This is a genomic window from Rhodococcus erythropolis NBRC 15567, assembly GCF_001552595.1.
GTDB classification, from domain to species: domain Bacteria; phylum Actinomycetota; class Actinomycetes; order Mycobacteriales; family Mycobacteriaceae; genus Rhodococcus_F; species Rhodococcus_F erythropolis.
This window is the reverse complement of sequence record NZ_BCRM01000003.1, coordinates 58,653-84,949: the sequence shown is the minus strand read 5'-3', so window position 1 is coordinate 84,949 and position 26,297 is coordinate 58,653. Positions and strand designations below refer to the sequence as shown.

Below are 26,297 nucleotides of genomic sequence, written 5' to 3'. Positions count from 1 at the left end.
CTTACTCGCGACTCTATGAGAACTGGGCGTGTCGACGCTAGTTGCTCATGTATTAGGGTCGACTTACTTATCTCTGTACTCAACTTTATCGCTTCCATCGATGCTTGGAGTTCCATGAGTTCGACCCCCTCGAGTGTGACCGTCGACTCGGACGAGCCCGATAGTGGCAATCACAGTGGTGCTGCGATTTTGCGACGCGTCCTCGTCCGCAACCGTCGCCCGCTCGCTATCGGCACGGTTCTGGTCTGTCTGCACCAACTGACCGAGACGGCGGTGCCGATCTCCATCGGTGTGATCATCGACCGTGCCGTGGAGACTTCGGACACCACGGCCCTGATCGTCTCCATCGTCGGTCTCGCGGCTCTGTTTCTCGTTCTGACGGCCGCGTGGCGCTTCGGTGCACGCTTCATCGTCACCGCGATGCAGCAGGAGGCTCATCGCCTCCGGCTCGAGGTGGCGCACCGCGTCCTCGATCCGCGTGGGGTGCGCACCGATCTGCGTTCAGGTGAACTGCTGACTGTTTCGACATCGGACGCCGAGCAGACTTCGTGGATCGCGGACATCGTCCCGCGCGCGGCTGCGGCCCTGACGGCTGCGGTCGCGTCGGCCGTGGCGTTGGTGTGGATCGACCTCTGGCTGGGATTGGCCGTTCTGATCGGAACGCCGGTCATTCTCGGTCTGCTGCAATTGGCGGCGCCGCTCATCACGTCGAGGGCCACCGGTCAGCAGGCGTCGATCGCGCGGGCGTCGGCGATGGCTACGGATCTGGTCAGCGGATTGCGTCCACTGCGCGGTATCGGTGGTGAGAAGACCGCGTCGGCTCGCTATCGCACAGTCAGCCGTCAGGCGCTCGCGTCGACGATCGGCACGGCCAAGGCGACCGGTATCTACACCGGCGTTGCCGCGACCGTCAGTGCGTTGCTCGCGGTCGGTGTTGCGGGCTTCGCCGGGTACTTCGCGTTGCAGGGCCGGATCACGGTCGGTGAACTGATCACCGTGGTGGGGCTTGCGCAGTTCATCATCGAACCGCTCGGATTGCTTGCGTCCATTCCCGGATACTTCGCGGTGGCGCGGGCGTCGTCGGATCGACTGGCATTGGTCTTGGACGCGGAGCCACTGCGGGGCGCGGGTTCGCAGACCGAACTCGAAGGCACCGACCTGACCCTCGACGGCGTCGAGTACAAGTCGCTCAAGGGCATCGACCTGCACCTGCCTGCCGGAGAACTGCTGGGCGTCGTGGCTTACCAGCCGCAGGACGCCGACGCTCTTGTCGCGGTCCTGTCCGGTCAGCTGGCGCAGGGTTCGTATCGCGGAGTGGTGAGGGTTGGCGGAATCAGCCTGTCCGACATGGACTTGCGATTGGCGCGTCGGACGGTGTTGGTGGAGCCGCACATCACCGATCTGTTCTCCGGGTCCCTCGCCTCGAACGTCACTGCGGGCGCCGGTGACGCCGCTGCTCTCGACATCCAGAGTGCTCTGGCGGCGTCGGCAGCGGCGGATGTCGTCGACGCACATCCGGACGGTCTCGACCTCGAAGTGACCGATCGAGGCGCCAGTTTGTCGGGAGGTCAGCGACAACGCGTCGCCCTCGCGCGCGCCTTGGTGGCACAGGCACCCGTGATGGTCCTGCACGATCCGACTACGGCAGTGGACGCGGTGACCGAGGCGTCGATCGCCGAAGGAATCGCAGAACTGCGGCACGAGGGTGCCGGTGGCATCCACACGACGGTATTGATCACCAGCAGCCCCGCCTTGTTGGCTGTGACGGATCGAGTGATCGTCTTGAACGACGGAGTGATTGCCTCGATCGGCACACATTCCGAACTCTCTCGCGGGGACGCGAACTACCGAGGAGCGGTGCTGCGGTGACGGCCACGGACATGACAACCGATATGCCGGCCGGGGAGAACGCGGAGAAGGTGACCGAGCGCGAACTGTTGCCGATCGCGGGTGGTCGACAGACCTGGAAGTGGTTGCGAGCAGCGCTGGCCGAACACCGGATGCAGAGCCTGTTGGTCCTGATCGTCGCGGCTTCGGCGTCGGCGATGGCCTTGGTGCCGATTTACGTATTCGGTGTCCTGGTCGACCGGGTCCGGGACAACGCGCCCACGTCGACGATCGTCGGGGTGGTCGTGATCATCGCCGCCGCCGCAATCGTGGGCGGTGTGTTCACCGGTGTGGCCGCCTATCTGATCAAGCGACTCGGCGAGACGATTCTGGCGGACCTGCGCGAGCGAACCGTGGACCGGGCACTGCGCCTGCCGATCCAGACCGTCGAGAAGGTCGGCAAGGGCGATCTGCTCTCACGAGTCGGCGACGACGTGTCGGTGATCGCCAAGGCCGTGTCCGACGTGGTTCCCGGCATGATCGCAGCAGTTCTGCTCGTGGCTCTGAGCATGGTGACCATGCTGGGACTCGACTGGCGCCTCGGCCTCGCCGGAATGGTCGCGCTGCCGATGTACGCGCTGGCGCTCAAGTGGTACCTGCCGCGATCGGCTCCCATTTACGCTGCCGAGCGGGTAGCGATGGGCGCTCGTTCTCAAGCGCTCATCAGCAGCCTCCAGGGTGCCAAGACGGTCCGCGCGTACAGCCTCGAGAAGGAACACCTCGGTCAGATAGATACGGCGTCGGCAAAAGCGCGTGATCTGGCCGTCGGTGTGTTCGGCCTGTTCACGAGGTTCGCCGGTCGCGGTAACCGCGCCGAATTCGTGGGCTTGTCCATGATTCTCGTCGTCGGATTCCTACTGGTCCGTGAGGACGTCGTGACAGTAGGCCAGACGACGACTGCTGCTCTGCTGTTCCATCGCCTGTTCAACCCGATCGGCTCGCTGCTCTACACCTTCGACGAAGTGCAGTCGGCCGGCGCCAGCCTCGCGCGACTGGTCGGCGTCGTCGAGATCGAGGAAACGGAGCCTTCGACGGATGCAGGTTCCGTTCCGGCCGACGGTTCGCTGCGTCTGGACGACATTCGGCACAGCTACGACGGCGGCCATGAGGTTCTCCACGGAGTGAGCCTCACCTTGCGAGCGGGGGAGCGCGTGGCGCTCGTCGGTTCGACCGGAGCCGGAAAAACGACGCTTGCGGCGATCGCTGCCGGTTCGATCACTCCGACGTCGGGGCGGGTGTCGATCGGTGGTGTCCCGCTTGCCGACCTCGACGACCTACGACGCCACATCGCGATCGTGAGTCAGGAGGTCCATGTTTTTGCCGGGCCCCTGATCGAGGATCTGAGGTTGGCCGCTCCCGAATCCTCGGACGAGGACGTAGCCGCGGCGCTGCGGACGGTCGGCGCGTACGAGTGGGTGGAGGCTCTCGACGAGGGAATGCTGACCGTCGTGGGCGAAGGCGGGCACGAGATGACGGCGGCACAGGCGCAGCAGTTGGCTTTGGCGCGACTGGTGTTGGCCGACCCGGCCGTCGCTGTACTGGACGAAGCAACAGCGGAGGCGGGCAGCGCCGGAGCACGGGAACTGGAAGCGACTGCCGAAGCCGCTACGGAGGGTCGCACCACTCTGGTTGTTGCACACCGGCTTACACAGGCTGCGGGCGCCGACCGAGTGATCGTGCTCGAACACGGACAGATCGTAGAAGAAGGCCCGCACCGCGAACTGGTGTCCGCGGGCGGGCGTTACGCACAACTGTGGGCGGCCTGGGAAGGTCGCGACTGAGGGGTTTGTTCAGACGATCAGGTGAGGTACCCGCCGCCGTGGGGGAAGAACTCGGCGGCGGTGTACTCGCTGCCGTCGTCGAGTCGGACGCGCTCGATCCGCAGTCCCTTGTTCTTGCCCGACCATGCGTCGGGGCCCGCGACGATCACCATGCCGTCGTCTTCCTGGATGAACACGCGGCCGGGGGTTCCTCCGTAGTGCCCGCGTGAGACGGACGCCTTCAGGATGCGGATGCGCCGGCCCTTGAACTCCGCGAAAGCGTTGGGGTACGGATCGGACTGTGCCCGGACGAAACGCTCGATGACCTCGGCCGGCCAGGACCAGTCGACGTGGCTGTCCTGCGGTGCACGCTTGTGGAAGAACGTGGCCTGCGATCGGTCCTGCGGCGTCCAGTCGGTCCGCCCGGACGCGATCAGATCCAGGGCGTCGAGTGTGATGGGGCCGATCATGTCGATCGTGCGGTGGAACAGATCGGTGACGGTGTCGGTCGGGCCGACCGTTGTCGATCGCTGCAGCACGATGTCGCCCGCATCGAGTTCCTCGTCCATCAGGTGCGCCGTGAGGCCGACTTCTTCTTCGCCGTTGATCAGAGCCCAGATGAGCGGGGAGAATCCCGTGTACTTGGGCAGCAGCGAATCGTGGATGTTGAGGGTGCCGTACTTAGGTGCGTCGAAGACCTCCGCAGGCAGCCAGGTACGCCAGTTGTTGGCGACGATGATGTCGGGAGCTGCTTCGGCCAGCGCGGCCTTGAAGGCGTCGTCAGGCTTGTTCGCCACGTGAACGGGTACACCGTTCTCGGCCGCCAGATCTGCAACCGAGTCCGCCCACATCTGTTCGTAGACGTGCTCACTCTTCGGGTGTGTGATTGCCAGCACGACCTCGTGATCGGAGTCGATCAAGGCCTGCAGGGTACGGTGGCCCCAGGTTTGGTATCCGAGCGTAGCGACTCTCAACGGGGGTCCTCCTGGACGAGCATGGGCTGGGGTTGCGGTCACACGACCGCCCATCAGCTTAGGCTATCCAACCAAAATTGTTGATCACACGTACGAGGAGGAAGGCTGACATGACGGTCGCCACAATCAACGGAATCCCCATCAATTACCAGGTCAAGGGTGATGGAGATCTGGTGGTGCTCATCATGGGGACCGGCAGCCCCGGCCGCGTCTGGGATCTGCACCAGACCCCGGCGCTGGTGGCCGCCGGCTACCGAGTCTGCACCTTCGACAACCGCGGAATCGCACCGTCCGGCGAGAGCCTCGGCGGCATCACGATGCCCGACATGGTTGCGGACACCGCCGGACTGATCGAGCACCTCGGTGGCGGCCCCGCCCATGTCATCGGAACCTCGATGGGCGCCCGGGTGGCGCAGGAACTGACGCTCGCCAGGCCCGATCTGGTTCGCAAAGCAGTGTTCCTCGCCGGCCACGCCCGGATGGATCATTTCCAGCAGGTCCTGACCGAGGGTGAGCGCCAGTTGTTCGACAGTGGCGTCGCTCTGCCGGCCAAATACCGTGCCGCAGTGACCGCGGTGATGAACCTTTCGCCGGCCACGCTGGCAGACGATCACTCCGCGCGCGACTGGATGGATATCTTCGAGTTCACCGGCGGCGCAACGTCACCGGGTGTTCGCGCGCAGCTCGGTATGGACCGCGCCTTCGATCGACGGGGCGCGTACAAGTCGATCATGCGCCCCTGCCTGTCCGTCGCTTTCGCCGACGACCGCATGATCCCGCCCTACCTCTCCCGCGAGGTGGCGGACTGCATCGCGACGGCGTCGTTCGAAGAGATTCCCGACGCCGGACACTACGGGTACCTCGAGCGTCCGGAGGCCGTGAACAAGGTGCTGATCGACTTCCTGGCGAAGTAGTTTTCCGCATGCGAGAAAGGGCCTGACCTGCTGACTGCAGGTCAGGCCCTTCTCATATTTCAGGCCAGTGCCAGGAACAGCTTCTCGAGTTCGGCCTCGGTCATCGGTTCCTGACCTTCCGCGCTGTCACCGCTCAGGCATTCACGCAGCCCGGAAGCGACGATCTTGAACCCTGCTCGGTCCAGCGCCTTCGACACGGCTGCGAGCTGCGTCACGACGTCCTTGCAGTCGCGGCCGTTCTCGATCATCGAGATGACCCCGGCAAGTTGGCCGTGAGCACGCCGCAGTCTGTTCAGTACGAGCGCAATGCTCTCTTCGTCGCCGGTCATGGTGGCCCCTTCTCGAGTGTTCGTGCTGCGACCGAGGGTACCCCTGGGGGCATGTCACTGCTTGATCCAGTGTTTGATCCGGCTGCGGTGTCAGATCAACGAGTCGACGGCTGCCCGCAACTTGACGGCGGCGTCGGCCGCCACGGACTCCAGGCCTGGTTCGCCGGAAACCTGAACCATGAGAGCGGGATTCATCGCTTCGACGAAGAACGAATTCTCGGTAGTCGTATCTTCGCGGACGACAACGTTGCACGGCAGCAGGAGGCCGATCTGACGATCCACCGAAACTGCCCGATGGGCCAACGGCGGGTTACAGGCACCCAGGATCAGGTACTTTTCCATGTCCTCGTCCAGCTTCGCCTTGAGTGTTGCCTGCATGTCGATCTCGGTCAGGATGCCGAAGCCCTGCTCGGCGAGAGCAGCACGAGTTCGGGTGACGACGTCGTCGAAAGTTCCGGTGACCTTGGTTGCGATCGCTATCGGTTCTGTGGGTGTTGTCATTGCCCGCTCCTTGTCGTCGGCTTCGGTGCCATTGGCTTCGATGTCGTTGGCTTCGATTTCTCTTGTCTCCATCATACCCCTGGGGGTATCAAGAGGACAGTGATGTCGGGTACACGGTCAGCCATGCGAGAAGCTGATGTTCGGCAGGACGCGTCGTAACCATGCCGGCGCCCACCAGGCCGCCCTGCCGCTGAGGCGCAGGAGAACGGGCAGCAGCACCAAGCGGACGAGCACTGCGTCCAGGAGGACAGCTACACCGAGAATGATGCCCATTTCCTTGGGTGGCAAGGGATCTGCGAGCGCAAAAGTGAAGAAGACCGCAACCATCACCGCTGCTGCCGCCGCAATGACCCGACCCGAATGTGCGAGGCCGTCGATGTGTGCGGTCTCGGGGTCACCTGTGCGTTCGTAGTGCTCCTTGGCGCTCGAGAGCAGGAACACGGTGTAGTCCATCGCGATGGCAAAGATCATGGCGAAGAAGAAGACCGGACCCCACCCGTTGAGAAACCCCTGGGGATCGAAGCCGAGCAGGCCTGCTCCGTGGCCGTCCTGGAAAATCAACTTCGCGATTCCGAATGCGGCCCCAGTGGACAGCAGGCTGACCAGCGTGCCGATCAAGGCGATCAAAGGTGCCTGGAGGGCGATCAGCAGCAACAGGAATCCGAGCGTCAGAATCACGACCACCACGAAGGGAAGGTAGTCGTCGAGCGCCTTCTGAAGGTCGAGATTTTCAGCCGGAGCGCCGCCGACGAGCGCCGATTCCGGCAGTTGCGACCGAAGGTCGGCAAGGATGGTTTCCATCGCAGGATCTGACGGGTCGACGGTGGGAACTGCTTGCAGCATAACCAGATCGGATCCGTCGGCCGCTTGTTGCGTCGGGGTGATCATTGCGACGCCATCCACGCTCATGGCAAGACGCGAGGTGTCGGCTGCATCGTCGGCGGACGTGACGATCTGCAGCATTCCGGGTGCCCCGTCACCGAACTGCTGCTGCACCAATTCGTATCCCTGTCGAACCGGGGCGTCCTCGGGAACCACGGCGATGGAGGGCATTGCAACCTTCAGTCCGAAGACCGGAACGACGAGGGCGATAAGGACGATCACGGCGCCGATGCCGAAAGGCCACGGGTGCTTGTGCAGCAGTGATGCCCAAGCTGCGAACATCGGGGAGCGGTGCTGCTGGCGCTTTGCATACGGTAGTGAACCGCCGTTGACCTTGGCGCCGATCCGGCCGAGCACGGCAGGTAGCAGGGTGAGTGTTGCGGCGAGAACGAAGATCACAGCGAGCATGATTCCGACAGCCATCGTGCGTACGGCCGGGGCTGGAACGATGAGCACCGCAGACAAGCTGACCAGAACTGTGAGGCCGGAGAGGACAACAGCTTTGCCGGCGGTGTCCATCGTTTGAGCCACGGCGGCCCGCGGATCCGGATCGGTTCGCAGTGCTTCCCGGAACCTGGCGACGAGGAAGAGTGCGTAGTCGATGCCGAGTGCGAGAGCGAACATCATCGCGAAGTTCATGGCCCACACGGAAATCGGCGTGATCTCGTTGAGGATCACAAGCCCGCCCGCCGAGGCGACCAGACCTGCGAGTGTCAGAAGCAGTGGGAGTCCTGCGGCAACCAGGGAGCCGAAGGCCAACACCATGATCGCGAGAGTGACGGGCCACGACATCATTTCGGCCTTGATCATCGCTTCGTGATTGGCCTTGTTGAAATCGCTCCACAAAGCCGACGCGCCGGTGGGGTACACCTCGATGGTGTCCGTGGACAATGCAGTGAGTTCCTTGCCGAGTTCGTCTACCGCACTGACCATCTCGTCGGTACTTGCGTTGGCGCCCGCGATCATGATGCCGGTATGTCCGTCCGGGCTGATGGTCATGCCGGTCTGCGGGGCGACCACTTCGCCGAAACGAGGGTCCGCGAAAAAGATTTCCGTTGCCGCCGCCAGCGTTTGCTGCATCGACGGATCGGTGATGGGCACAGAATCCGAGTGAACGACCACCTGCACTGCAGCGGAGGAGTTTCCACCGAAATGCTGCTCGGCCAACTCGCGAACCTGCACTGATTCGGATCCGTTTGCCTGCCAACCTGCGCCGGCCAGGGAGGTGAAGACGCTGGGTGCTGCGGCGCCGAGTGCGACCAACGCGATCAACCAGACGCCGATGACGAGGCGGGTGTGCGCCCCCATCGATCGACCGAGGCGCGCGAGTATGCCGTCGGATTGGGCGGGTGGGTCCGCGGTGACTGTTCTGGTCGCTGACATCTTCGCTCCTGATACGGGTGGGGGTATTCCTGACCGTCACCTGTATACCCCCAGGGGTATGTATCTGTCACGTTTGAGGGTTCTCTATGCTGCTCGTTGCACCGTCTGATCGGAGACAGTGGAACGAACCGCGGTGAAACGAACCACGAGGAGCAGTGATCATGGACGCACACGACTGGGACGAGCGATACCGAGCGGTGACGGAGCCGTGGGGAATCGACCCGGCGGGAACCGTCGCAACACGAATTGCCGACCTGCAACCGGGCACTGCGATCGATCTGGCCTGCGGCGACGGCCGTCACGCGCGGTGGATGGCCGGGCAAGGGTGGTCGGTGACTGCCGTCGACTACTCGTCGGTGGCGATCGATCTGGCACGGGCGAGTGACTTGGACAAGGCTGTCGACTGGCAGGTCGGCGACGCGACCACGTGGCAACCGGAAGGGGTAGTTGACCTGGTGTTGGTCAGCTTTCTTCACCTCGAGGTCGACGAGTTGGCCGACACGCTCAAACGCGTCGGGGAGTGGCTGACGCCAGGCGGGCGCGTCCTCTATTTGGGGCATTCGATCGAGAACTTCCACCGTGGTGTGGGCGGACCACCCGAACCGACCATTCTGCCCGGTATTTCCGATCTCGCTCGCGCCGCGGAGGGATCGAGGGTCTACGCCCTCGAACATGTCGTCCGGCCGCAGGACGGTAAGACGGCAATCGACGTTTTGCTCGAATTCGGTCCATGGGAACAGGTCTGACCAGGGCGGCAGCGCACCTTCACGTTCCTGGGTAGCCTACCCTAAACTTGCGAGGGTGTTCGTCGTTCGATGAGCATGAACGACGATGATCGGATTTCTCGATGTCTGACCACTCTCAGGTAGCTCACCCGTCTGTATCGGGCGGTGGCGATCTGGACGCAACGCTCCCGGCGACGGCCGCTCAGCGTGAGGTGTGGGTTGCTCAGAACGTCGATCCGAGCAGTCCGGTGTACAACATCGGACTTGTCGTCGAGGTCGACGGGACGATCGACGTCGAGCGCGCGGCAGCGGCGATCAAGGCCACAGTCGGGCGCGTCGAAGCGCTGTTCGTGCACTTTCGGGCGAATGCTGACAACCAGCTGATCCAGGTGCCGATTCCGGATGCGCGCTGGGATGTGGAAATTCTCGACCTTCGCGCCGAGGCGGATCCCGATTCGACTGCGCAGTCGTGGATGGACACCGACATGGCTCGGGTCTTCGGTGCGGACGATCTGCTGTTCCGCCAGGTGCTTCTGCGAACTGCTGACGACCGAGTCATCTGGTATCAGCGCTATCACCACAGCGTGGTCGACGGGTACGGCATCTCGCTCATCGTCGCCGACGTCGCCGAGCGGTACGACGATCCGGACCTCGAGACTGCGGCGCCGGTGTGGTCGCTCGATGCGGTGGTGGCGGCCGATCTGGAATACCGGAACTCTCCGCGGTTCCTGCTCGACCGTCAGTACTGGGTCGAACGAGTTGAATCAGGACCGGAAGCGACGCGGATTTTGCATGGGCAGGTGGATGATTCGCTGCCGCCGATCGCGGCGATGCTCACGCTCGACGTCGATCGTGCAGCGCAGCTCTATCGCTATGCCGCCGACGCCGGGATTCGGCGAACTCGCCTGCCCATGGCTGCGCTGATCGCGTACATTGCACGAACCACCGGACAGCACGACGTTGTCGTCTCGGTGCCGATGGCCGCTCGGGTGGGTCGCGACATGCGGCGCACTCCCTCGATGGCGTCGACGATTCTGCCGCTCGGTATTCGGGTCGAACGCTCGGAAACCATCGGCCAGTTGGCAACTCGTCTCGACACCGCCTTGATCTCGATACTCAAGCACGGGCGGTACCGGGGAGAGGATCTCGCACGCGACGTGCGAGCAATCGATCCCGACCGCCAGGTCTTCGGTCCCGGCATCAACTCGATGATGTTCGAACACACACTCACCTTCGGCGGCTGCCCGGTGCGCGTGCGTAATTCGGTGACCGGTCGAGTCAGTGACCTGGATCTGAGTGTGCGCGGTGGTCAGGACGGGGAACCGATCGAGATCGACGTCCGCGCCCCGGCCGGATTCGACAGGGAGTTGGCCGATCACACCGCCAGAATCGAACAGTTCCTCGATCGATTCGTGGCCGAGCCGCAGCTTCCGATCTCGGCACTCGACCCCATGTCGCTCGCGGAGCGTGAACTCGTGCTCCACGGGTGGAACGACACCGCAGAACCGCAGCCCGTGACGACGGTGCCGGATTTGTTGCGCAGCAGCTTCTCGGCCGATCGGGGCGCTGTCGCCGTGGTCGACGGCAACGTTCGGCTGACCTACGGCGAGCTCGAAAGTCGGGTATCGCAGCTCGCCGCGCACTTGATCTCGCGCGGTGTCGCATCCGAAACCGTTGTGGCGATCGGCCTTCCGAGATCCGCCGAGATGGTGGTGGGGTTGTTGGCCGTCATGTGCGCCGGCGGCGCCTTCGTGCCACTGGATCCGTCCTGGCCCGCAGAGCGCCGCGAATCGGTCCTCGCCGATGCCGGTGCCACATTGGTGCTCACCTCGGACGGCGTAGACGACTCCGTATTGGTCGATCTCTCCGCGTGGGCATACGAGGACGGGCCTTCGGACCTGTCCGAGATAATGACCTCTGGCATTCGTATTCACGGTGCCCAACTCGCGTACGTCATCTTCACGTCCGGTTCGACCGGACGTCCGAAGGGCGCCATGATCCGCCACGAGGCAATCTGCGCAAGGTTGCTGTGGCAGCGGGAGCGGATTCTCGGGTTCGGGTCCGGCGATGCCTCTCTGTTCAAAGCCCCACTCTCGTTCGACATCTCGATCAACGAGATCCTGCTCCCGCTCGTCTCCGGCGGTCGATTGGTGATCGCGAAGCCAGAGGGGGAACGCGACCCGCAATACCTGCTCGACCTGATCGCCGGAGAATCGGTCACTTTTGTCTACTTGGTTTCGTCGATGCTCGACATCCTTCTGGATCTGGCGAACGGGACCGATCAGCTCGATTCGTTGAAGCACGTGTGGTGCGGCGGTGAGGTTCTCACGCCTGAACTCTTCGATCGGTTCCGTGCCCAACTGTCCACGACGCTGTATCACGGCTACGGGCCGGCGGAAGCGACTATCGGTGTCTCCCATGTGATCTACCGCGAGGACGCGGAACGAATTGCCACATCCATCGGGCGCCCGAACCCCAACACTCGCCTGTACGTGTTGGACGGCGACCTGCAGCCGGTTCCGGTCGGCACCGGCGGCGAACTCTACGCAGCGGGCTTCTTACTGGGGCGCGGATATGTGGGCGCGTCGGCGTTGACCGCGTCTCGTTTTCTCGCAGATCCCTTTGTTTCCGGTGATTTGGCCGGATCCCGGATGTATCGCACCGGTGACTTGGCTCGATGGACCGCCGACGGCACCCTCGACTTCCTGGGGCGCACGGACAATCAGGTGAAGATTCGTGGCATGCGTCTCGAACTCGAAGACGTCGAAGCCGCCGTGATCTCACACCCCGGAGTGCGCCACGTGGCAGTTCTGGTGCGTCAAGCACCCACAGGTGCAAAGTATCTCGCCGCGTACGTGAGTGCAGCGTCGGGGACGAACCTTGCGGTCGACTCACAGGACATTCGCGAGTGGGCGGCGAGCAAGCTGCCCGACTACATGGTCCCGACCACCGTCACTGTCCTCGACGAGTTTCCGCTCACGGCCAACGGCAAGCTCGACCGTCGAGCGCTACCTGAGCCCGATCTCGCCGAACTGAGTGCACACGTCGCCGCGAGAAACGAAGTCGAACAACAATTCTGCAACTTGATCGCGTCGGCGGTAGGTCTCGAATCGGTTGGCGTGACCGACGATTTCTTTGCACTGGGCGGTGACAGCATCGTCGCGATCTCGCTCGTGACCGCGGCTCGTGCAGCCGGTTTGTCGATCAGTCCACGCGAGGTGTTTCAGCTGCGCACCGCCGAGGCGATGGCGCGCGCCCAATCCGGCCGAACGGCTGAGATCGTCGATCATTCGGACGAACCGATCGGTCACGTAGCCACGACGCCCATCGCTGCCAGGGCCCTCGGGACGCCGGACGTAGCACGAACCTTCCATCAGCGAGCGCTGATTCAGACTCCGTCAGCCTTGACGTCCGAGCATGTCGAGGCGGCGCTCGATGCCCTGGTGGCACGCCACGATGGACTTCGTGCGAAGTTGACTTCCGAAGGATCGCTGCTTGTTCCGGCCACCAACGAATTGTCTGTGGTCTTCGAGACCCGTGCATTACCGGTGCCGCTCGAAGAATGCGGACCGCTGATCGTCGCCGAGACCGAGCGAGCCGTCAGGCGTCTGAACCCGGCAGACGGCACGATGGTCAGTGCTGTTCTTTTCACCACTGCGACCGGTCCCGGAAGACTGTTGCTTGTCATCCACCACGCGGTCGTCGACGGTGTCTCCTGGCGCATCATCCTCGAAGACCTTGCGCGCGCGGGTATCGCAGCGATACAGGGCGACGAACCCTCACTCGCTCCGGTCGGCACGTCGGTGAGAAGGTACGCCGAACTCGTTTCGGAGGCGGTCGGAGCCGCGCGACTGGACTCGGAGATCGAGTTCTGGGACTCGGTGACTTCCGCACAACAGTCACCTCTCGGCCGTCGGGCACTCGACCCGACAGTTGACCTCGCGCGCACCGCCGCGGCGCGATCGATCACCCTGCCTCCGGAATTCGCCGATCGGTTGTTGGGCAGTGTCCCACGGGCATTCGGGGCCGACGTGAGCGAAGTGCTGATCACCGCATTGGCCGTTGCGCTGACCAAGTGGAGCGGTGCCGCATCGGTGACGATCGACTTGGAAGGGCACGGACGCGACGAAGACATCGTTCGCGGTGACGGCGCTGCGCACGTCGACCTGACACGTACTGTCGGATGGTTCACCACGGTATTCCCGGTTGCACTCGAAATCGATACAGCCGCTCCGGATCTCGAAGCGAGCGGTGAGTTGGCGGTGGTTCTCAAGAGCGTCAAGGAGCAACTTCGACGCGTCCCGAACGCAGGCTTCGGGTACGGCGCATTGCGATACCTCGGCAGCTCGGATCAGTTGCGTAGCGTCGCAGCACCCGAGGTGGTGCTCAACTATCTGGGGCGCACTGCAGTTGCAGAGGGGGACTGGTTCCCGGTGTCGATGGACGGCGCTGCCGATCCGTCCATGCCGTTGGGTCACGCGTTGTCTGTCGACGTCGTAGCCGAGGAAACGGCCGGTGGGCCACGACTGAGGGCCACTCTGACCTGGGCGTCGAATATCTTCCTGCGTAGCGACATCGACAGGTTTGCGCGGTTGTGGCTGGACTCGCTCAAGGCCGTGTCCGGGCTCGCAGCCTTCGGCGGCGCGACACCGTCCGACTACCCTCTGGTGGCGCTCACTCAGGCGGATGTGGACGGGTTGCCGAAGGCAGAAGAGATTCTCCCGCTCACTCCGTTGCAGGAAGGGATCTACTTCCATTCGGCTTTTGCCGATCCGGGGGCTGATCAGTATGTCGTGCAACAGGTCGTGGAGCTGACCGGCGCCGTGGACAGCGCGACTCTGCGCCGTGCGCTGCAATCCGTCGTGGATCGACACGAGGCGCTGCGCACCGGATTCTCGGTCCTGGGCGACGGCCGGGTCGTGCAGGTGGTGCACCCGAGCGTCGTCGTGGAGATGGCAGTAGTCACGGATGCCGGCGCCGACGTGGATGAACTGCTTTCCGCCGACCGCGCGCGCGGGTTCGACCTCGCGCAGCCGCCGCTCGTCCGTTACACACTGCTCCGTGCCTCTTCTGAGAAGTACCTTCTGCTGCAGTCGATTCACCATGCGGTTGCAGACGGATGGTCGGTCCCGGTGATGCTGCGGGAGCTGATGGCGTCGTACAGCGTTGGCGATTCCGGCGTGGTGCTCCCGAGTCCGGCGCCGTACCGCAGCTACCTCGAATGGTTGGCCGGCCACGATCACGAGGCTTCGGCAGCGGTGTGGAGAAAAGCACTGAACTCTCCCGGGCCCGCGGTCGAACTTCCCGCGCCGAGCGCGGGCAGCAGCGGTGTCCATGCTACCCGAGTCGGGCTGTCCGACAGTGATACTCGCGCGCTGTCGACCACCGGACGCTCCCACGGTTTGACGCTGAGCACGCTCGTGCACGGCGCCTGGGGACTGGTGCTCGGCCGAATGACCGGCCGAACAGACGTGCTGTTCGGATCAACCGTATCGGGACGCGGTGGAGACCTGCCCGGCATCGAGTCCATGGTGGGCTTGTTCATCAACACTGTGCCGGCTCGGTTGCGGTTCGACCCGGCAGAGACAGCTGCGCAAGCACTTTCTCGTTGGCAGAGGGAACAATCGGAACTACTCGACCATCAGTACCTGGGGCTACCGGAACTGCGGCGGACCGGCGGACTGGAGCAGAACTTCGAATCACTGGTCGTGTTCGAGAACTATCCACTCGGTGACACGGCAATCGCTGATCCGACGAACTCGGTGCGACTGACGGGAATTCGATTCGACGAGCGACCGGCCTACCCGCTGACCCTGATCGTCGTCCCCGGCGATCAATTGGCGTTGGAATTGAAGTACGACGCTGCTCAGGTGGACTGCGATGCCGCTGCGTCGCTGGCCGAAGCTCTCGCAGTCGTACTCACCGAGCTCTCTCGCGATCTCGACCAGGTCATCGGCCGGATCGCGCTGGCACCCGCACAGCCGGGTAGCATCGGCACGGCCTTGGATCGGCCGCGCGCAACGCTGACCGAGTTGCTGCAGGATCAAGCCGGGCGTACGCCCGAAGCCACCGCAGTGATCTTCCGTGAAGAGTCGTTGACCTACGCCGAACTTCACTCTCGCGCTGATCGTTTTGCGCATCTGCTGCACGAACGTGGCGTCGGACGCGAATCGTTGGTAGCGGTTGCCTTGCCGCGCTCGGTCGATCTGATGGTTGCGATACTCGGCATCGGGAAGGCCGGGGGAGCATACGTTCCGCTCGACACCGGCTATCCGGCGGAGCGGCTGACGTACATGCTCGACGACGCCGATCCGGTGTGCGTCGTGGTGTCGGAAGATTCTTCACTCGATTCGGGTTCGGTTCCGCGGGTGACGGTATCGGAGTCCGCGCAGTTCCCAGCCGAACCGCTGAGTGTCCCAGGATCGCCCGCGGATGCCGCGTACATGATCTACACCTCGGGTTCGACCGGTCGTCCCAAAGGCGTTGTGGTCACCAACGAGGGTGTGGTCAACCGATTGCTCTGGGCGCAGCAGATACGTCCGCTGGACTTCTCCGACCGGATGCTGCAGAAGACCCCGTCGAGTTTCGACGTCTCCGTCCCCGAATTCTTCTGGCCGTTCCTGGTGGGGGCAACTCTGGTGATGGCCGAGCCGGACGGGCACAAGGATCCGGGCTATCTGGCCGACGTCATCGTCGAACATTCCGTAACCCGAGTGCATTTTGTTCCGTCGATGCTCGAAGTGTTTCTTGCGGAGCCGAAAGCAGCACTGTGCTCTTCCCTCGAGATCGTCAACTGCAGCGGTGAGGCACTGCCCGTTCACGTTGCGCGCAAGGTTGCCGAGATCCTGCCGAACGTTCTGGTGGACAACCTCTACGGCCCCACCGAGGCTGCCGTCGACGTCAGTTGGCAGCCATCGGTGCAGGACACTCCGGCAGACGCGGTGAGTGTCCCGATCGGCGCACCCGCCGTCAATACCGGCCTGTTCGTTCTCGATCCGTATCTGCAGAACGTTCCGGCCGGTGCCACCGGTGAGCTGTATCTGGCTGGACCACAACTGGCGCGTGGTTACCACGGACGTGGGGGATTGACCTCCGAAAGATTTGTGGCGAATCCGTACAGCGACGGCGGCTCGCGGATGTACCGGACCGGTGACATCGTGCGGTGGAATGGCGACGGTGTTCTCGAGTACCTCGGCCGTGTCGACGAGCAGGTGAAGGTTCGTGGATTCCGCATCGAGCTCGGTGAAATCGAAGCGCAGTTGGCATTGTGCCCCGGAGTCTCGGCAAGTGCCGTGATCGTCCGAACCGACGGTCCGAGTGACCGCGCACAGGTGGTCGCCTATCTGGTCGGAGATGCTGATGACGCTGCGGTTCGAGGGCAGTTGTTGTCGGTGCTGCCGGAGTTCATGGTGCCAAGCGCGTTCGTGCGGCTCGAGTCGCTGCCGCTGAGCCCGAGCGGCAAGCTCGACCGAAAAGCCCTACCGGCACCGGATTTCGCGGCACAGGTGGGCGAAACGACGGGAGTAGTTTCCTCGGGCGTTGCAGACCTGCTCGCCAGGCATTTCGCGACAGTTCTCGGCCTGCCACGCGTCGGGGCACGCGACGACTTCTTCACTCTCGGCGGCGACAGTATCCTGGCGATCCGACTGGTCAACCTGGCTCGTCGTGATTCGGTAGTACTGACCCCGCGTCAGATCTTCGAATTGCGCACTCCCGCTGCGATCGCCGCAGCGGTGGGTGATGTCGCCACGTCGGTTGCCACCGTCACGGCCGACATCGGCGTGGGTGAGCTGGTTCCGCTGCCGGTGGTGCACCGCTTGTCCGAATGGACGGGTGGTACCGATCGCTTCAACCAGGCAGTTCTGATCCACTCTCCGGCAACATCTCTCGATTCGATCACCGGTGCATTGCAGGCCGTGCTCGATCACCACGACGGACTTCGCCAAACCTTGATCCGGCATGACCGCGGAATGTGGTCGGCGCGGATCGAGGAACCCGGCAGTATCCGGGCAGCGAACCTTGTCGTACGCGTTGATGCTCGGGGACTGGATGACGCCGAGTTGCGGACGCTCATCACCGAACGTTCCGAGTGGGCGACCAGTCGATTGGATCCGTCTGCAGGACGGATGGTCTCGGTGGTCTGGTTCGATTGCGGCGCTGAGAATCTGGGCCGACTCGCGATAGTCGCGCACCACCTGGTCGTGGACGGGGTTTCGTGGGGAACCCTGCTCGAGGATCTCGCGATGGCCTGGGTGGCGGTGGAGGCCGGAGAGCCCGCAGCATTGGATGCCGTCGGCACTTCGCTGCGTACCTTCTCCCGCACGGTGGCCGAACACGCATACAGTGCTCATCGATTTGCCGAACTCGATCACTGGTTGACCGTGACCGCTCCGGGCGCGGAGTTGATCCCCGGTACCGCGAGCTATGCCGTTGTATCCGGAGGCTCGAGGCGCACGGTCACGGTGGACGGAGCAATCTCCGAGGCAGCACTCGGAACGGTTCCGGCCATGCTGGGTGCTGAGGGAACGGATGTTCTGTTGGCTGCGTTGGCGATGTCGGTCGATCGCTGGCGTCGTTCCACCGGTCGCAGTGAGCGCGAACTGCTGGTCGATCTCGAAAGGCACGGCCGCGAGGAGTTGGTACCCGGGACCGATCTGTCGCGAACAGTCGGCTGGTTCACCACGATTGCCCCGATGCGACTGCTCGGCGGAACCGACCCGGTGGACACGCTGCGCGAGGTGAAGGAGAGCCTGCGGGCGGCTCCGGACGGCGGTATCGGCTACGGGATGTTGCGGTACGTGAATGCACGTACGGCATCGAGATTGGCGGGGCGCTCCGAATCTCAGATCCTGTTCAATTATCTCGGACGTACGACGACAGCTGGATCGACAGCATGGTCCCTGGCAGCGGAATCCGAAGCCATGTCCACCGATCCCGACGCAGACATGGGAGGTCCGTATCGGCTGATCGTGAATGTCGTCAGCGTGGATTCGGAACTCCGTGCCGACTTCGCTTGGGCAAGTGAAGATTTGTCCGAGGTGGATGCGCAGTCACTCTCCGACGGCTGGGTTTCGGCGCTCGGCGATCTGGCGGCTGCGGCCGCGGAGCATGACGGGCCTCCCATCCTGACCCCGTCCGATGTGCCGTTGCTCGACCTGAGTCAGGCCGAGATCGACGCGATAGCCGACGCGAGCCCGGCCGGTGTCAGCAGCATCCTCCCACTCTCACCGTTGCAGGAAGGCCTGTACTTCCAAGCCGGCTACGCAGGCAGCAGCGACAGCAGTAGTGGTGGAGACATCTACACGGCACAGTTCTCGATGGACTTCGGGCACACCCTCGATGTCGACAAGTTGGCTGCGGCCGCCCGGACACTTCAACGACGAAATCCCACGTTGCGAGCGGGGTTCGTGAGCGAAGGACTGAACGAGCCCGTGCAGTTCTTCAGTGCGGGACTCGATGTTCCCGTCGCCGTCCACGATCTCCGTCAACTCGACGACTCGGCTGCTCGTGAGCGCGCCGAGGCCGTCGCCGCCCAAGACAGAGTGACTCCATTCGACCTGACCGCGCCGCCGCTGTGGCGTATGAGCGTGCTGTATCTGCCCGGCGGACATGATCGACTGGTGATCAACAGGCAGTTCCTGTTGTGGGACGGCTGGTCCAACGGCCTTGTCGTCAGCCAGCTTCTGGCGCTGTACGACACCGGCGGGGATGACAGCGCATTCGGCGAACCCGAGGGGTCGTTCGAGGCCTACCTCGCCTGGTTGGCCGACCGCGACGGTGCAGCCGCTGACGCGGGGTGGCGCGGAGCGCTCGCAGGACTCGAGGAGCCGACGCTTGTTGCCGAGCCTGCGCCCGGCGTCGAACCTCAGCTTCCGGATCGCCGCGATGCGGTTCTGTCGGAACCGCTTTCGCGTGCATTGCGTGAGCGCGCTGCCGCATCCGGCGTCACGTTCAACACGGTACTCAACGCAGCGCTGGCTATGGTGCTGGCGTCGGCCACCGGTCGACAGGACGTCGTCTTCGGCTCCACGGTTGCCGGAAGGCCGCCGGAGGTACCGGGAATCGACACCGTGGTGGGCATGTTCCTCAACACCGTTCCCGTTCGGCTGCAACTGGATCCGAACGAGAGCGTCGAGGAACTTCTTCGTCGCACTCAGGCGGATCGACTTTCGCTGATGCCGTTCGACTATCTCGGATTGGCCTCGATCCAGCGTGTATCCGAGCATCGTCAACTGTTCGACGTGCTGATGGTCCTGCAGAACTTCGTGGACGAGAAGCAAGTCGACGCACTCAATGCCGCACACGACGTGAGCGGCAGCGACAGTATCGATCACACGCACTATCCGCTGACCGTGGTTGTCACCCCGGGTACCACCGTCAACGTCAAGTTCGAGTTCCATCCGCATCTGGTGACCGCGCGCCGAGCCGAGGACCTGCTCGGTCACTTCGTCGACCTGCTCCAGAGTTGGTCGCAGGATATGACAGGTTCGGTCGTTGCGACGCCGATTCCCGCGGTAGCGCAGCAGACGCAGATCCGAGAGTTGCCGGAGCGCACCATTGCCGACCTGTTCGAAGAGGTGGCGTCGGCGCAACCGAACGACACGGCACTCGTGTTCGGGAAGCGTCGGATGACCTACGCCGATCTCGACGGCGAGATCAATCGGATGGCGCGGTTGCTGATCAACTACGGCGCCGGGCCGGAAAAGATCGTGGCTCTTGGTCTGCCGCGCTCGGTGGACATGGTCGTCGCGCTCTTCGCCGTATTGCGCACGGGCGCTGCCTATTTACCTCTCGAACTCGACCATCCGGCCGAACGGTTGGCCGTGATGATCGACGACGCGGATCCGGTCGTGTTGCTGACGACTGTCGCCGCCGCACCGAAATTCGAAGGCGCGGACGTCCGCACTGCGGACATTCGGACCATCGTGCTCGACGAGCCGGACACTGCGGCAAGGCGACTGACGATCTCGGCGCGGGCACTCTCCGCGGCGGAACTCGGAGCATTCGCCCCGGGAGCACCGCATCGGCTCGACCACCCCGCGTACGTCATCTACACCTCCGGTTCGACCGGCAAGCCCAAGGGCGTGGTCACCGGTTACCGCGGCTTGACGAACATGCAGTTCAACCACCGCGAGGCGATCTTCGAACCGGTGATCGCCGCGACGGGCCGGCGCCTGCGGATCGCGCACACCGTGTCCTTCGCCTTCGACATGTCGTGGGAGGAACTTCTGTGGCTCGTGGAAGGTCACGAGGTCCACATCTGTGACGAGGATCTGCGTCGTGATGCCGAGGCGCTCGTTGCATACTGCGACGCACAGGAAATCGACGTCGTCAACGTGACACCGACCTACGCGACGCACCTGATCGACAGCGGGTTGCTCGACGACGGTGTGGGACAACACCGTCCTCCGCTGGTCCTACTCGGCGGTGAAGCCGTTCCGGATTCGGTGTGGAACAGGCTGCGCGAGACCGAGGGAACCGTGGGCTACAACCTCTATGGTCCGACGGAATACACGATCAACACTCTCGGCGGCGGAACGACCGACAGTGACACCCCGACGGTCGGCAAGCCGATCTGGAACACCGCCGCGCACATTCTCGACGGCTGGCTGCGACCGGTCCCCGATGGAGTTGCCGGCGAACTGTACATTGCCGGAGCCGGTTTGGCTCGCGGCTACCTCGGACGCTTTGCGCTCACGTCCGAGCGCTTTGTCGCAGATCCGGCCGGGACCGGAGAACGTATGTACCGCACCGGGGATCTGGTGCGGCGACGCGCTGACGGCAACCTGGACTTCCTGGGCCGCACCGACGACCAGGTGAAGATCAGAGGTCACCGCATCGAGCCGAGCGAAATCGTCTCCGTTCTCGAATCCGACGAGCACGTGCGGCAAGCAGCGGTCGTGGTCGACGTCGGGGCGGGCGGAGTCAAGAGACTCGTCGGCTACGTGACACCCGTGCAGCTCGGCGCCGCGCACGACTACCGCGCGCAGGCGCGAGTTCGCCTACCCGACTACATGGTTCCGGCCGTGGTGATCGAGGTGGAGTCACTACCGATGACCGTCAACGGCAAGCTCGACGTCAAGGCACTGCCCACGGCCGATTCGGTGCTGGGGGAGCGGAGTGGGGAGTCGATTGCACCGCGGAACCACACGGAAGAGGTTCTCTGTGAGCTCTTCTCCGACGTACTCGATGTGGACGACATCGGTGTCGACGACAACTTCTTCGACCTCGGTGGGCACTCGCTTCTGGCCACCAAACTGATCAGTCGAGCTCGGATCGCCATTCCGAACAGTCTGACCATGCGTGATCTCTTCGAAGCGCCGACCGTCGCGGAACTCGCGGAACGCATTGTGGTCGAGCAGGGATCGACGCGACCGATGCTGGTAGCGAAGCCGCGGCCGGACCACCTTCCACTTTCTGCCGCTCAACAGCGTTTGTGGCTGATCGGACAGATGGAAGAGAACTCCGCGGCCTACAACTTCCCGATCGTGCTCCGCTTGGACAGTGCATTGGACGCGGACGTCTTCGCCGCGGCGCTGGGTGACGTCGTTGGACGACACGAATCCTTGCGTACGGTGTTCCGGTTGGTGGACGGAACACCGCAACAGATAATTCTCGAATCGGCGAAGGTTCCGGTCGAGACAGTTCATTCACGGGAATCCGGTGTCGCCGGCGAAGTTGCAGTGGCAGTGGGCCGTCCGTTCGACCTTTCGAACGAGATTCCGATCCGCGCCCGTCTGATCCGAGTAGACGGTGCCGTAATCGTCGTGATCGTCCTGCATCACATCACAACGGACGAATGGTCCGATCGGCCGTTCCTGCGCGATCTGATGTCTGCCTACTCCTCTCGGATTCAGGGCGAGGAGCCAGCGTTCGAACCGCTACCGGTTCAGTATGCGGACTACACCCTGTGGCAACGGGAATTACTCGGCAGCGCCGACGATCCGTCGAGTGTCCTGAGAACGCAGTTGGACTTCTGGGCGAAGAGTTTGGACGGAGCCCCCGAAGAACTGCTGCTTCCCACCGACCGGAGCCGACCGGCCAGACCGAGTTTCTCCGGTGGCGCAGTGGTAACACGGTTGGGTGTGGACACAACTGCCGCACTGCGAGATCTGGCGCGCGAGAGCCAGAGTTCGATGTTCATGGTCCTGCACGCGGCGTCGGCGGCGTTGCTGACTGCGCTCGGAGCGGGTGAGGACCTTCCCCTCGGCGCTCCCGTGGCCGGACGTAGTGAACAGGGGCTCGACGACTTGGTCGGCTTCTTCGTCAATACGATTGTGCTGCGCACGGATACGTCGGGTAACCCGACGTTCCGGGAGTTGGTGGATCGCATTCGCGAGGGAGACCTCGAGGCCTTCGCCAACGCCGATGTTCCCTTCGAAACTGTGGTGGAACGCCTCAATCCGTCGCGCACCTTGGCACGCAACCCGCTGTTCCAGGTCATGGTCGGCTATCACAGCCGCGAGGAGATGGGCGGGGATCCGTTCGAACTCGAGGAGTACACGGCCAAGTTCGATCTGGTGTTCAACTTCACCGAGTACCTCGGCGACGAAGGCTGCATCGACGTCCGACTCGAATACGGCAGCGACCTCTTCGATCGCGAAACAGCACAGCGAATTTCGAACCGATTGGAATCGGTGATCGCGGCAGTCGTGGAATCGGCCGACATTGAGATCGGCGACATCGACATCTTCTTGCCCGGCGAACTCGAACAGGTTGTCACCTCGTTCAACGACACCGCCGTCGACGTGCCGGAGGAAACGTTCTACGACGCCTTCGCGCGTGGGGTCGCTGCTACACCCGAGGCGATCGCGGTGCGCGACGAGGCGGGGCAGGCCACGTACCGCGAGCTCTCCGAGCAATGTGATCGGATAGCCGGCGTGCTGTATCGGCGCGGGGTCTCGGTCGAAGACGTGGTGGGACTTGCCGTCCCGCGTTCGGTGGAGATGGTCGCGTCGGTCCTCGCCGTGCTCAAGCTGGGGGCAGCGTATCTACCCCTGGATCTGAGCCACCCGAGCGAGCGCATCGCCTACATGCTCACCGATTCTCGCACGTCGGTACTACTGTCCACCTCGGAGGAAAGCTCGCGGATCGAGGATGTGGTCGGCGTCGAGCGAATCCTCTTGGACGATCCGCTGATACGTGCGGAACTGGACGAGGCAGTGATCGTCGAAACTCCCAGGCCACCAGTTGGCGTCAACCACGCGGCCTATGTCATCTACACTTCGGGATCGACCGGCAAGCCGAAGGGCGCTGTCCTTTCTCATGACGGTATTCCGAGTCTTGTTGCGACAGCCGAGGTTCGGATGCGACTGGTACCGGGTTCGGTGGTGATGCAGTTCGCTTCGGTCGGCTTCGACGTTGCGGTATTCGAATTGGCGATGGCTCTGTGCACGAGCAGCACCCTGGTGATCGTGCCGCAGAGCGCACGAGTGGCCGGCCCGGCGTTGACCGATTTCATGACGAGCAATCGCGTGACTCATGCAATCATCCCTCCCTCGTTGCTGGCCGCCCTGCCGGCGGGATGTGAAGTACCGCAGGGTTGCACGGTGTTGGTCGGAACCGAGACGGTTCCGCCCGAGCTGATCGGGCGATGGGCGGAGCGGCTGAATTTGCTTGCCGCGTACGGACTCACCGAAGCCACGGTGAACAACACACTGTGGCAGGCGGAACCCGGTTGGAACGGTGCTGTGCCCATCGGAGTCCCAGACCCCAACGAACAGGCGTACGTGCTCGACGATCAACTGCGTCCGGTTCCGCCGGGAGTATCCGGCGAGCTGTACATCGCGGGACGCGGCCTGGCGAGAGGCTACCTGGGCCGATTCGATCTGACGGCACAGAGATTCATCGCCGATCCCTTCACCGCGGGCGATCGCATGTATCGCACCGGCGATCGAGCGCGGTGGCGCTCGGACGGGAACATCGACTTCCTCGGCCGCGTGGACGATCAGGTCAAGATTCGCGGTTTCCGAATCGAATTGGGTGAAATCATCGGAGCTCTCAGTGCCCATCCTTCGGTGAAGCAGGCAACGGTCGTCGCGGATCGGCAGGGCGAAATCACGCGCCTGGTCGGTTACGTGTCACCCGAACCCGGTGCTGTGGTGGACACGACGGCAGTGCGAAATCTCGCTGCAATGTCGTTGCCCGATTACATGGTCCCGACCATGGTTGTCGCTCTCGATGGTCCGCTCCCGTTGACGCCCAACGGAAAGCTCGACCGCAAGGCGTTGCCCGCTCCGGACTGGTCGGAGTTGGCGGGTGATGTTGCTCCTCGCTCTGCCGTGGAGTCCACGGTTGCAGTTGCCTTCGCGGAGATATTGCAACTCCCGAGCGTCGGAGTCCACGACAGTTTCTTCGAACTCGGTGGACATTCGATGGCTTCGATGAAACTGGTCGGTCGCATTCGTGAAGCGTTCGGCGTGGACGTCAGTATTCGAGACGTGTTCGACGCACCGAGCGTTGCGGAGTTGGCGGCAGTCGTTGCGCGTTCGGAGGGTGGACGCCCGGTCCTGGCGCCGGCGGCGAGGCGTCCGGAGACCATGGGTCTGTCTGCGCCGCAACGTCGTCAGTGGGAGTTGTTCCGCTCGGCCGGTGCGAATCCGCAAGCGAGCCACGCTCTGGCACTGACCCTGAAATCGAAGATCGATCCGGAGATTCTCGGGCACGCCTTGGATGACGTGACGTCGCGCCACGAACCCCTGCGGACCACCTTCGTCGAGGTCGACGGCATCGTCGTGGCAAGAGAATCGGTGCGGCCGACTGTCGATGTGGTCGATGTCGGCGCCGGCGATGTGGGTCGAGTGGTGTTCGAACTCGCTCAACTTCCGATGGATCTGCGTGAGCAATCGCCGTTGCGGGTTCATCTGGTTCTCGGTGAAGACGGCTCTCGGACACTGCTTCTCGTCATGCACTACATCGCCGTCGACGAGTGGTCCGTAGTGCCGCTGCTGGGAGATCTGGTCTCTGCTTATGCAGCCAGGTCGCAGGGAGATCAACCGATCTGGGACGAGCTTGCGTTGACGTACGCCGACTACACCGTGTGGTCGGACGAGCTGTTGGGCGACCCCCTGGACGTCGACAGCCGTGCCTCGAAGCAGCTTGCGTACTGGCAGGATGCGCTCGACGGAATACCGACCAGTGTGAATCTTCCGTTGCCGGAAGATGACTCGGAACCTCGGGGTGACGTGGTCTCCGTCGACATCGACGCGGATCTGCACGCCAGAATCGACGCGCTGGCTGCGCGCACCGGGACGAGCATGTTCATGGTTCTTCAGGCTGCGCTGGCCGCCGTTCTCACGAAGGCCGGGGCGGGTACCGATCTTCCGATCGGTTCATTGGTTGCGGGCAGGTCGGATCCCCGTCTCGAACCGATGATCGGATCCTTCTTCAATGTTGTTCTCCTGCGCACGGATACGTCCGGTAGTCCGACGTTTGCAGAATTGCTCGGTCGGGTGAGGGAAGGCAACCTGGAAGCGCTGAGCAATCAGGACGTCTCATATGTGTATGTCGAGCAGGCTCTGGGTAATCCGGCGTCCATGAGACCTCAGGTGATGGTGATCCATCACCAACAGGCGGATTTGGACGGGCTCGGCGACTTCGGTTCTCTCGTACCGATTCCGGTGGGAGTGCCCGATGCGGATTTGACGTTGAGTTTTTACGAGCCGGTGGGCGAAGGGCCTGTTTTTGCAACGCTCGGGTTCCGTGCCGACCGCGTCGATGCGGGCGCGGTCCGTGAATGGGCAGGTCAGCTGGTCGACGTGATCGAGGCTGCGGCCATCGCCGAAGGGGATGACGTGAGTGAAGGGGCGAAACTATGACATACGTCGCATCGCTCCGCGGGGTCGACCGCTATACGGGGGCTCACAGTATTGATACCCTCACCTCATTAAGGGTAGCCTTTGCTACTTACTTCGGGACATCGATTGGCGACCTTATCAGGTCG

9 protein-coding genes are annotated in these 26,297 nt (G+C 63.4%); 5 read left to right on the top strand and 4 right to left on the bottom strand.

All coding sequences use genetic code 11. The features are described 5' to 3' along the window. Positions 1 to 114: 114 nt before the first annotated feature. Both RE4_RS08050 and RE4_RS08045 read left to right on the top strand, forming a co-directional pair. Positions 115 to 1,869 (top strand): ABC transporter ATP-binding protein, encoded by a 1,755-nt coding sequence (locus RE4_RS08050; protein ID WP_081098327.1) that lies wholly within the window; start codon positions 115 to 117, stop codon positions 1,867 to 1,869. 11 nt (positions 1,870 to 1,880) lie between these two features. Beyond that, on the top strand, positions 1,881 to 3,668 hold the full coding sequence (locus tag RE4_RS08045; protein WP_370671293.1) for an ABC transporter ATP-binding protein: 1,788 nt from the start codon (positions 1,881 to 1,883) through the stop codon (positions 3,666 to 3,668). A gap of 17 nt (positions 3,669 to 3,685) precedes the next feature. On the opposite strand, the gene RE4_RS08040 is transcribed toward RE4_RS08045, so the two are convergent. Then, entirely contained in the window at positions 3,686 to 4,621 is a 936-nt protein-coding gene (locus tag RE4_RS08040) for a methionyl-tRNA formyltransferase (protein ID WP_020906323.1), read from the bottom strand. 110 nt (positions 4,622 to 4,731) lie between these two features. Between RE4_RS08040 and RE4_RS08035 the strand changes: the two genes are divergently transcribed. Then, entirely contained in the window at positions 4,732 to 5,535 is an 804-nt protein-coding gene (locus RE4_RS08035) for an alpha/beta fold hydrolase (RefSeq protein WP_020906324.1), read from the top strand. A 59-nt stretch (positions 5,536 to 5,594) separates the two neighbouring features. On the opposite strand, the gene RE4_RS08030 is transcribed toward RE4_RS08035, so the two are convergent. From RE4_RS08030 to RE4_RS08020, 3 genes are all read right to left on the bottom strand, one after another. Further along, complete coding sequence (locus RE4_RS08030) at positions 5,595 to 5,864, bottom strand: metal-sensitive transcriptional regulator (protein ID WP_007734349.1); 270 nt, start codon at positions 5,862 to 5,864, stop codon at positions 5,595 to 5,597. Between the two features lie 90 nt (positions 5,865 to 5,954). After that, positions 5,955 to 6,365, bottom strand: coding sequence for a DUF302 domain-containing protein (locus RE4_RS08025; RefSeq protein WP_020968512.1), 411 nt, complete (start codon positions 6,363 to 6,365; stop codon positions 5,955 to 5,957). Between the two features lie 117 nt (positions 6,366 to 6,482). After that, a complete protein-coding gene (locus RE4_RS08020) occupies positions 6,483 to 8,630 on the bottom strand; it encodes an MMPL family transporter (protein ID WP_081098326.1) in 2,148 nt (715 codons plus the stop codon). A gap of 161 nt (positions 8,631 to 8,791) precedes the next feature. On the opposite strand from RE4_RS08020, the gene RE4_RS08015 reads away from it, so the two are divergent. Both RE4_RS08015 and RE4_RS08010 read left to right on the top strand, forming a co-directional pair. After that, positions 8,792 to 9,376, top strand: coding sequence for a class I SAM-dependent methyltransferase (locus RE4_RS08015; protein WP_060938453.1), 585 nt, complete (start codon positions 8,792 to 8,794; stop codon positions 9,374 to 9,376). 101 nt (positions 9,377 to 9,477) lie between these two features. Beyond that, positions 9,478 to 26,172 carry a non-ribosomal peptide synthetase gene (locus RE4_RS08010; protein ID WP_060938390.1) on the top strand — a complete coding sequence of 5,565 codons (16,695 nt, stop codon included), beginning with the start codon at positions 9,478 to 9,480 and terminating at the stop codon, positions 26,170 to 26,172. The last annotated feature ends 125 nt before the right edge of the window (positions 26,173 to 26,297 follow it).

What these genes read in the sequence shown, in the direction of transcription:
- RE4_RS08015 (WP_060938453.1), top strand. Translation starts at nt 8,792, where the DNA reads ATGGACGCACACGACTGGGACGAGCGATACCGAGCGGTGACGGAGCCG.
- RE4_RS08025 (WP_020968512.1), bottom strand. Translation starts at nt 6,365, where the DNA reads ATGACAACACCCACAGAACCGATAGCGATCGCAACCAAGGTCACCGGA.
- RE4_RS08045 (WP_370671293.1), top strand. Translation starts at nt 1,881, where the DNA reads ATGACAACCGATATGCCGGCCGGGGAGAACGCGGAGAAGGTGACCGAG.
- RE4_RS08050 (WP_081098327.1), top strand. Translation starts at nt 115, where the DNA reads ATGAGTTCGACCCCCTCGAGTGTGACCGTCGACTCGGACGAGCCCGAT.
- RE4_RS08010 (WP_060938390.1), top strand. Translation starts at nt 9,478, where the DNA reads ATGTCTGACCACTCTCAGGTAGCTCACCCGTCTGTATCGGGCGGTGGC.
- RE4_RS08035 (WP_020906324.1), top strand. Translation starts at nt 4,732, where the DNA reads ATGACGGTCGCCACAATCAACGGAATCCCCATCAATTACCAGGTCAAG.
- RE4_RS08030 (WP_007734349.1), bottom strand. Translation starts at nt 5,864, where the DNA reads ATGACCGGCGACGAAGAGAGCATTGCGCTCGTACTGAACAGACTGCGG.
- RE4_RS08020 (WP_081098326.1), bottom strand. Translation starts at nt 8,630, where the DNA reads ATGTCAGCGACCAGAACAGTCACCGCGGACCCACCCGCCCAATCCGAC.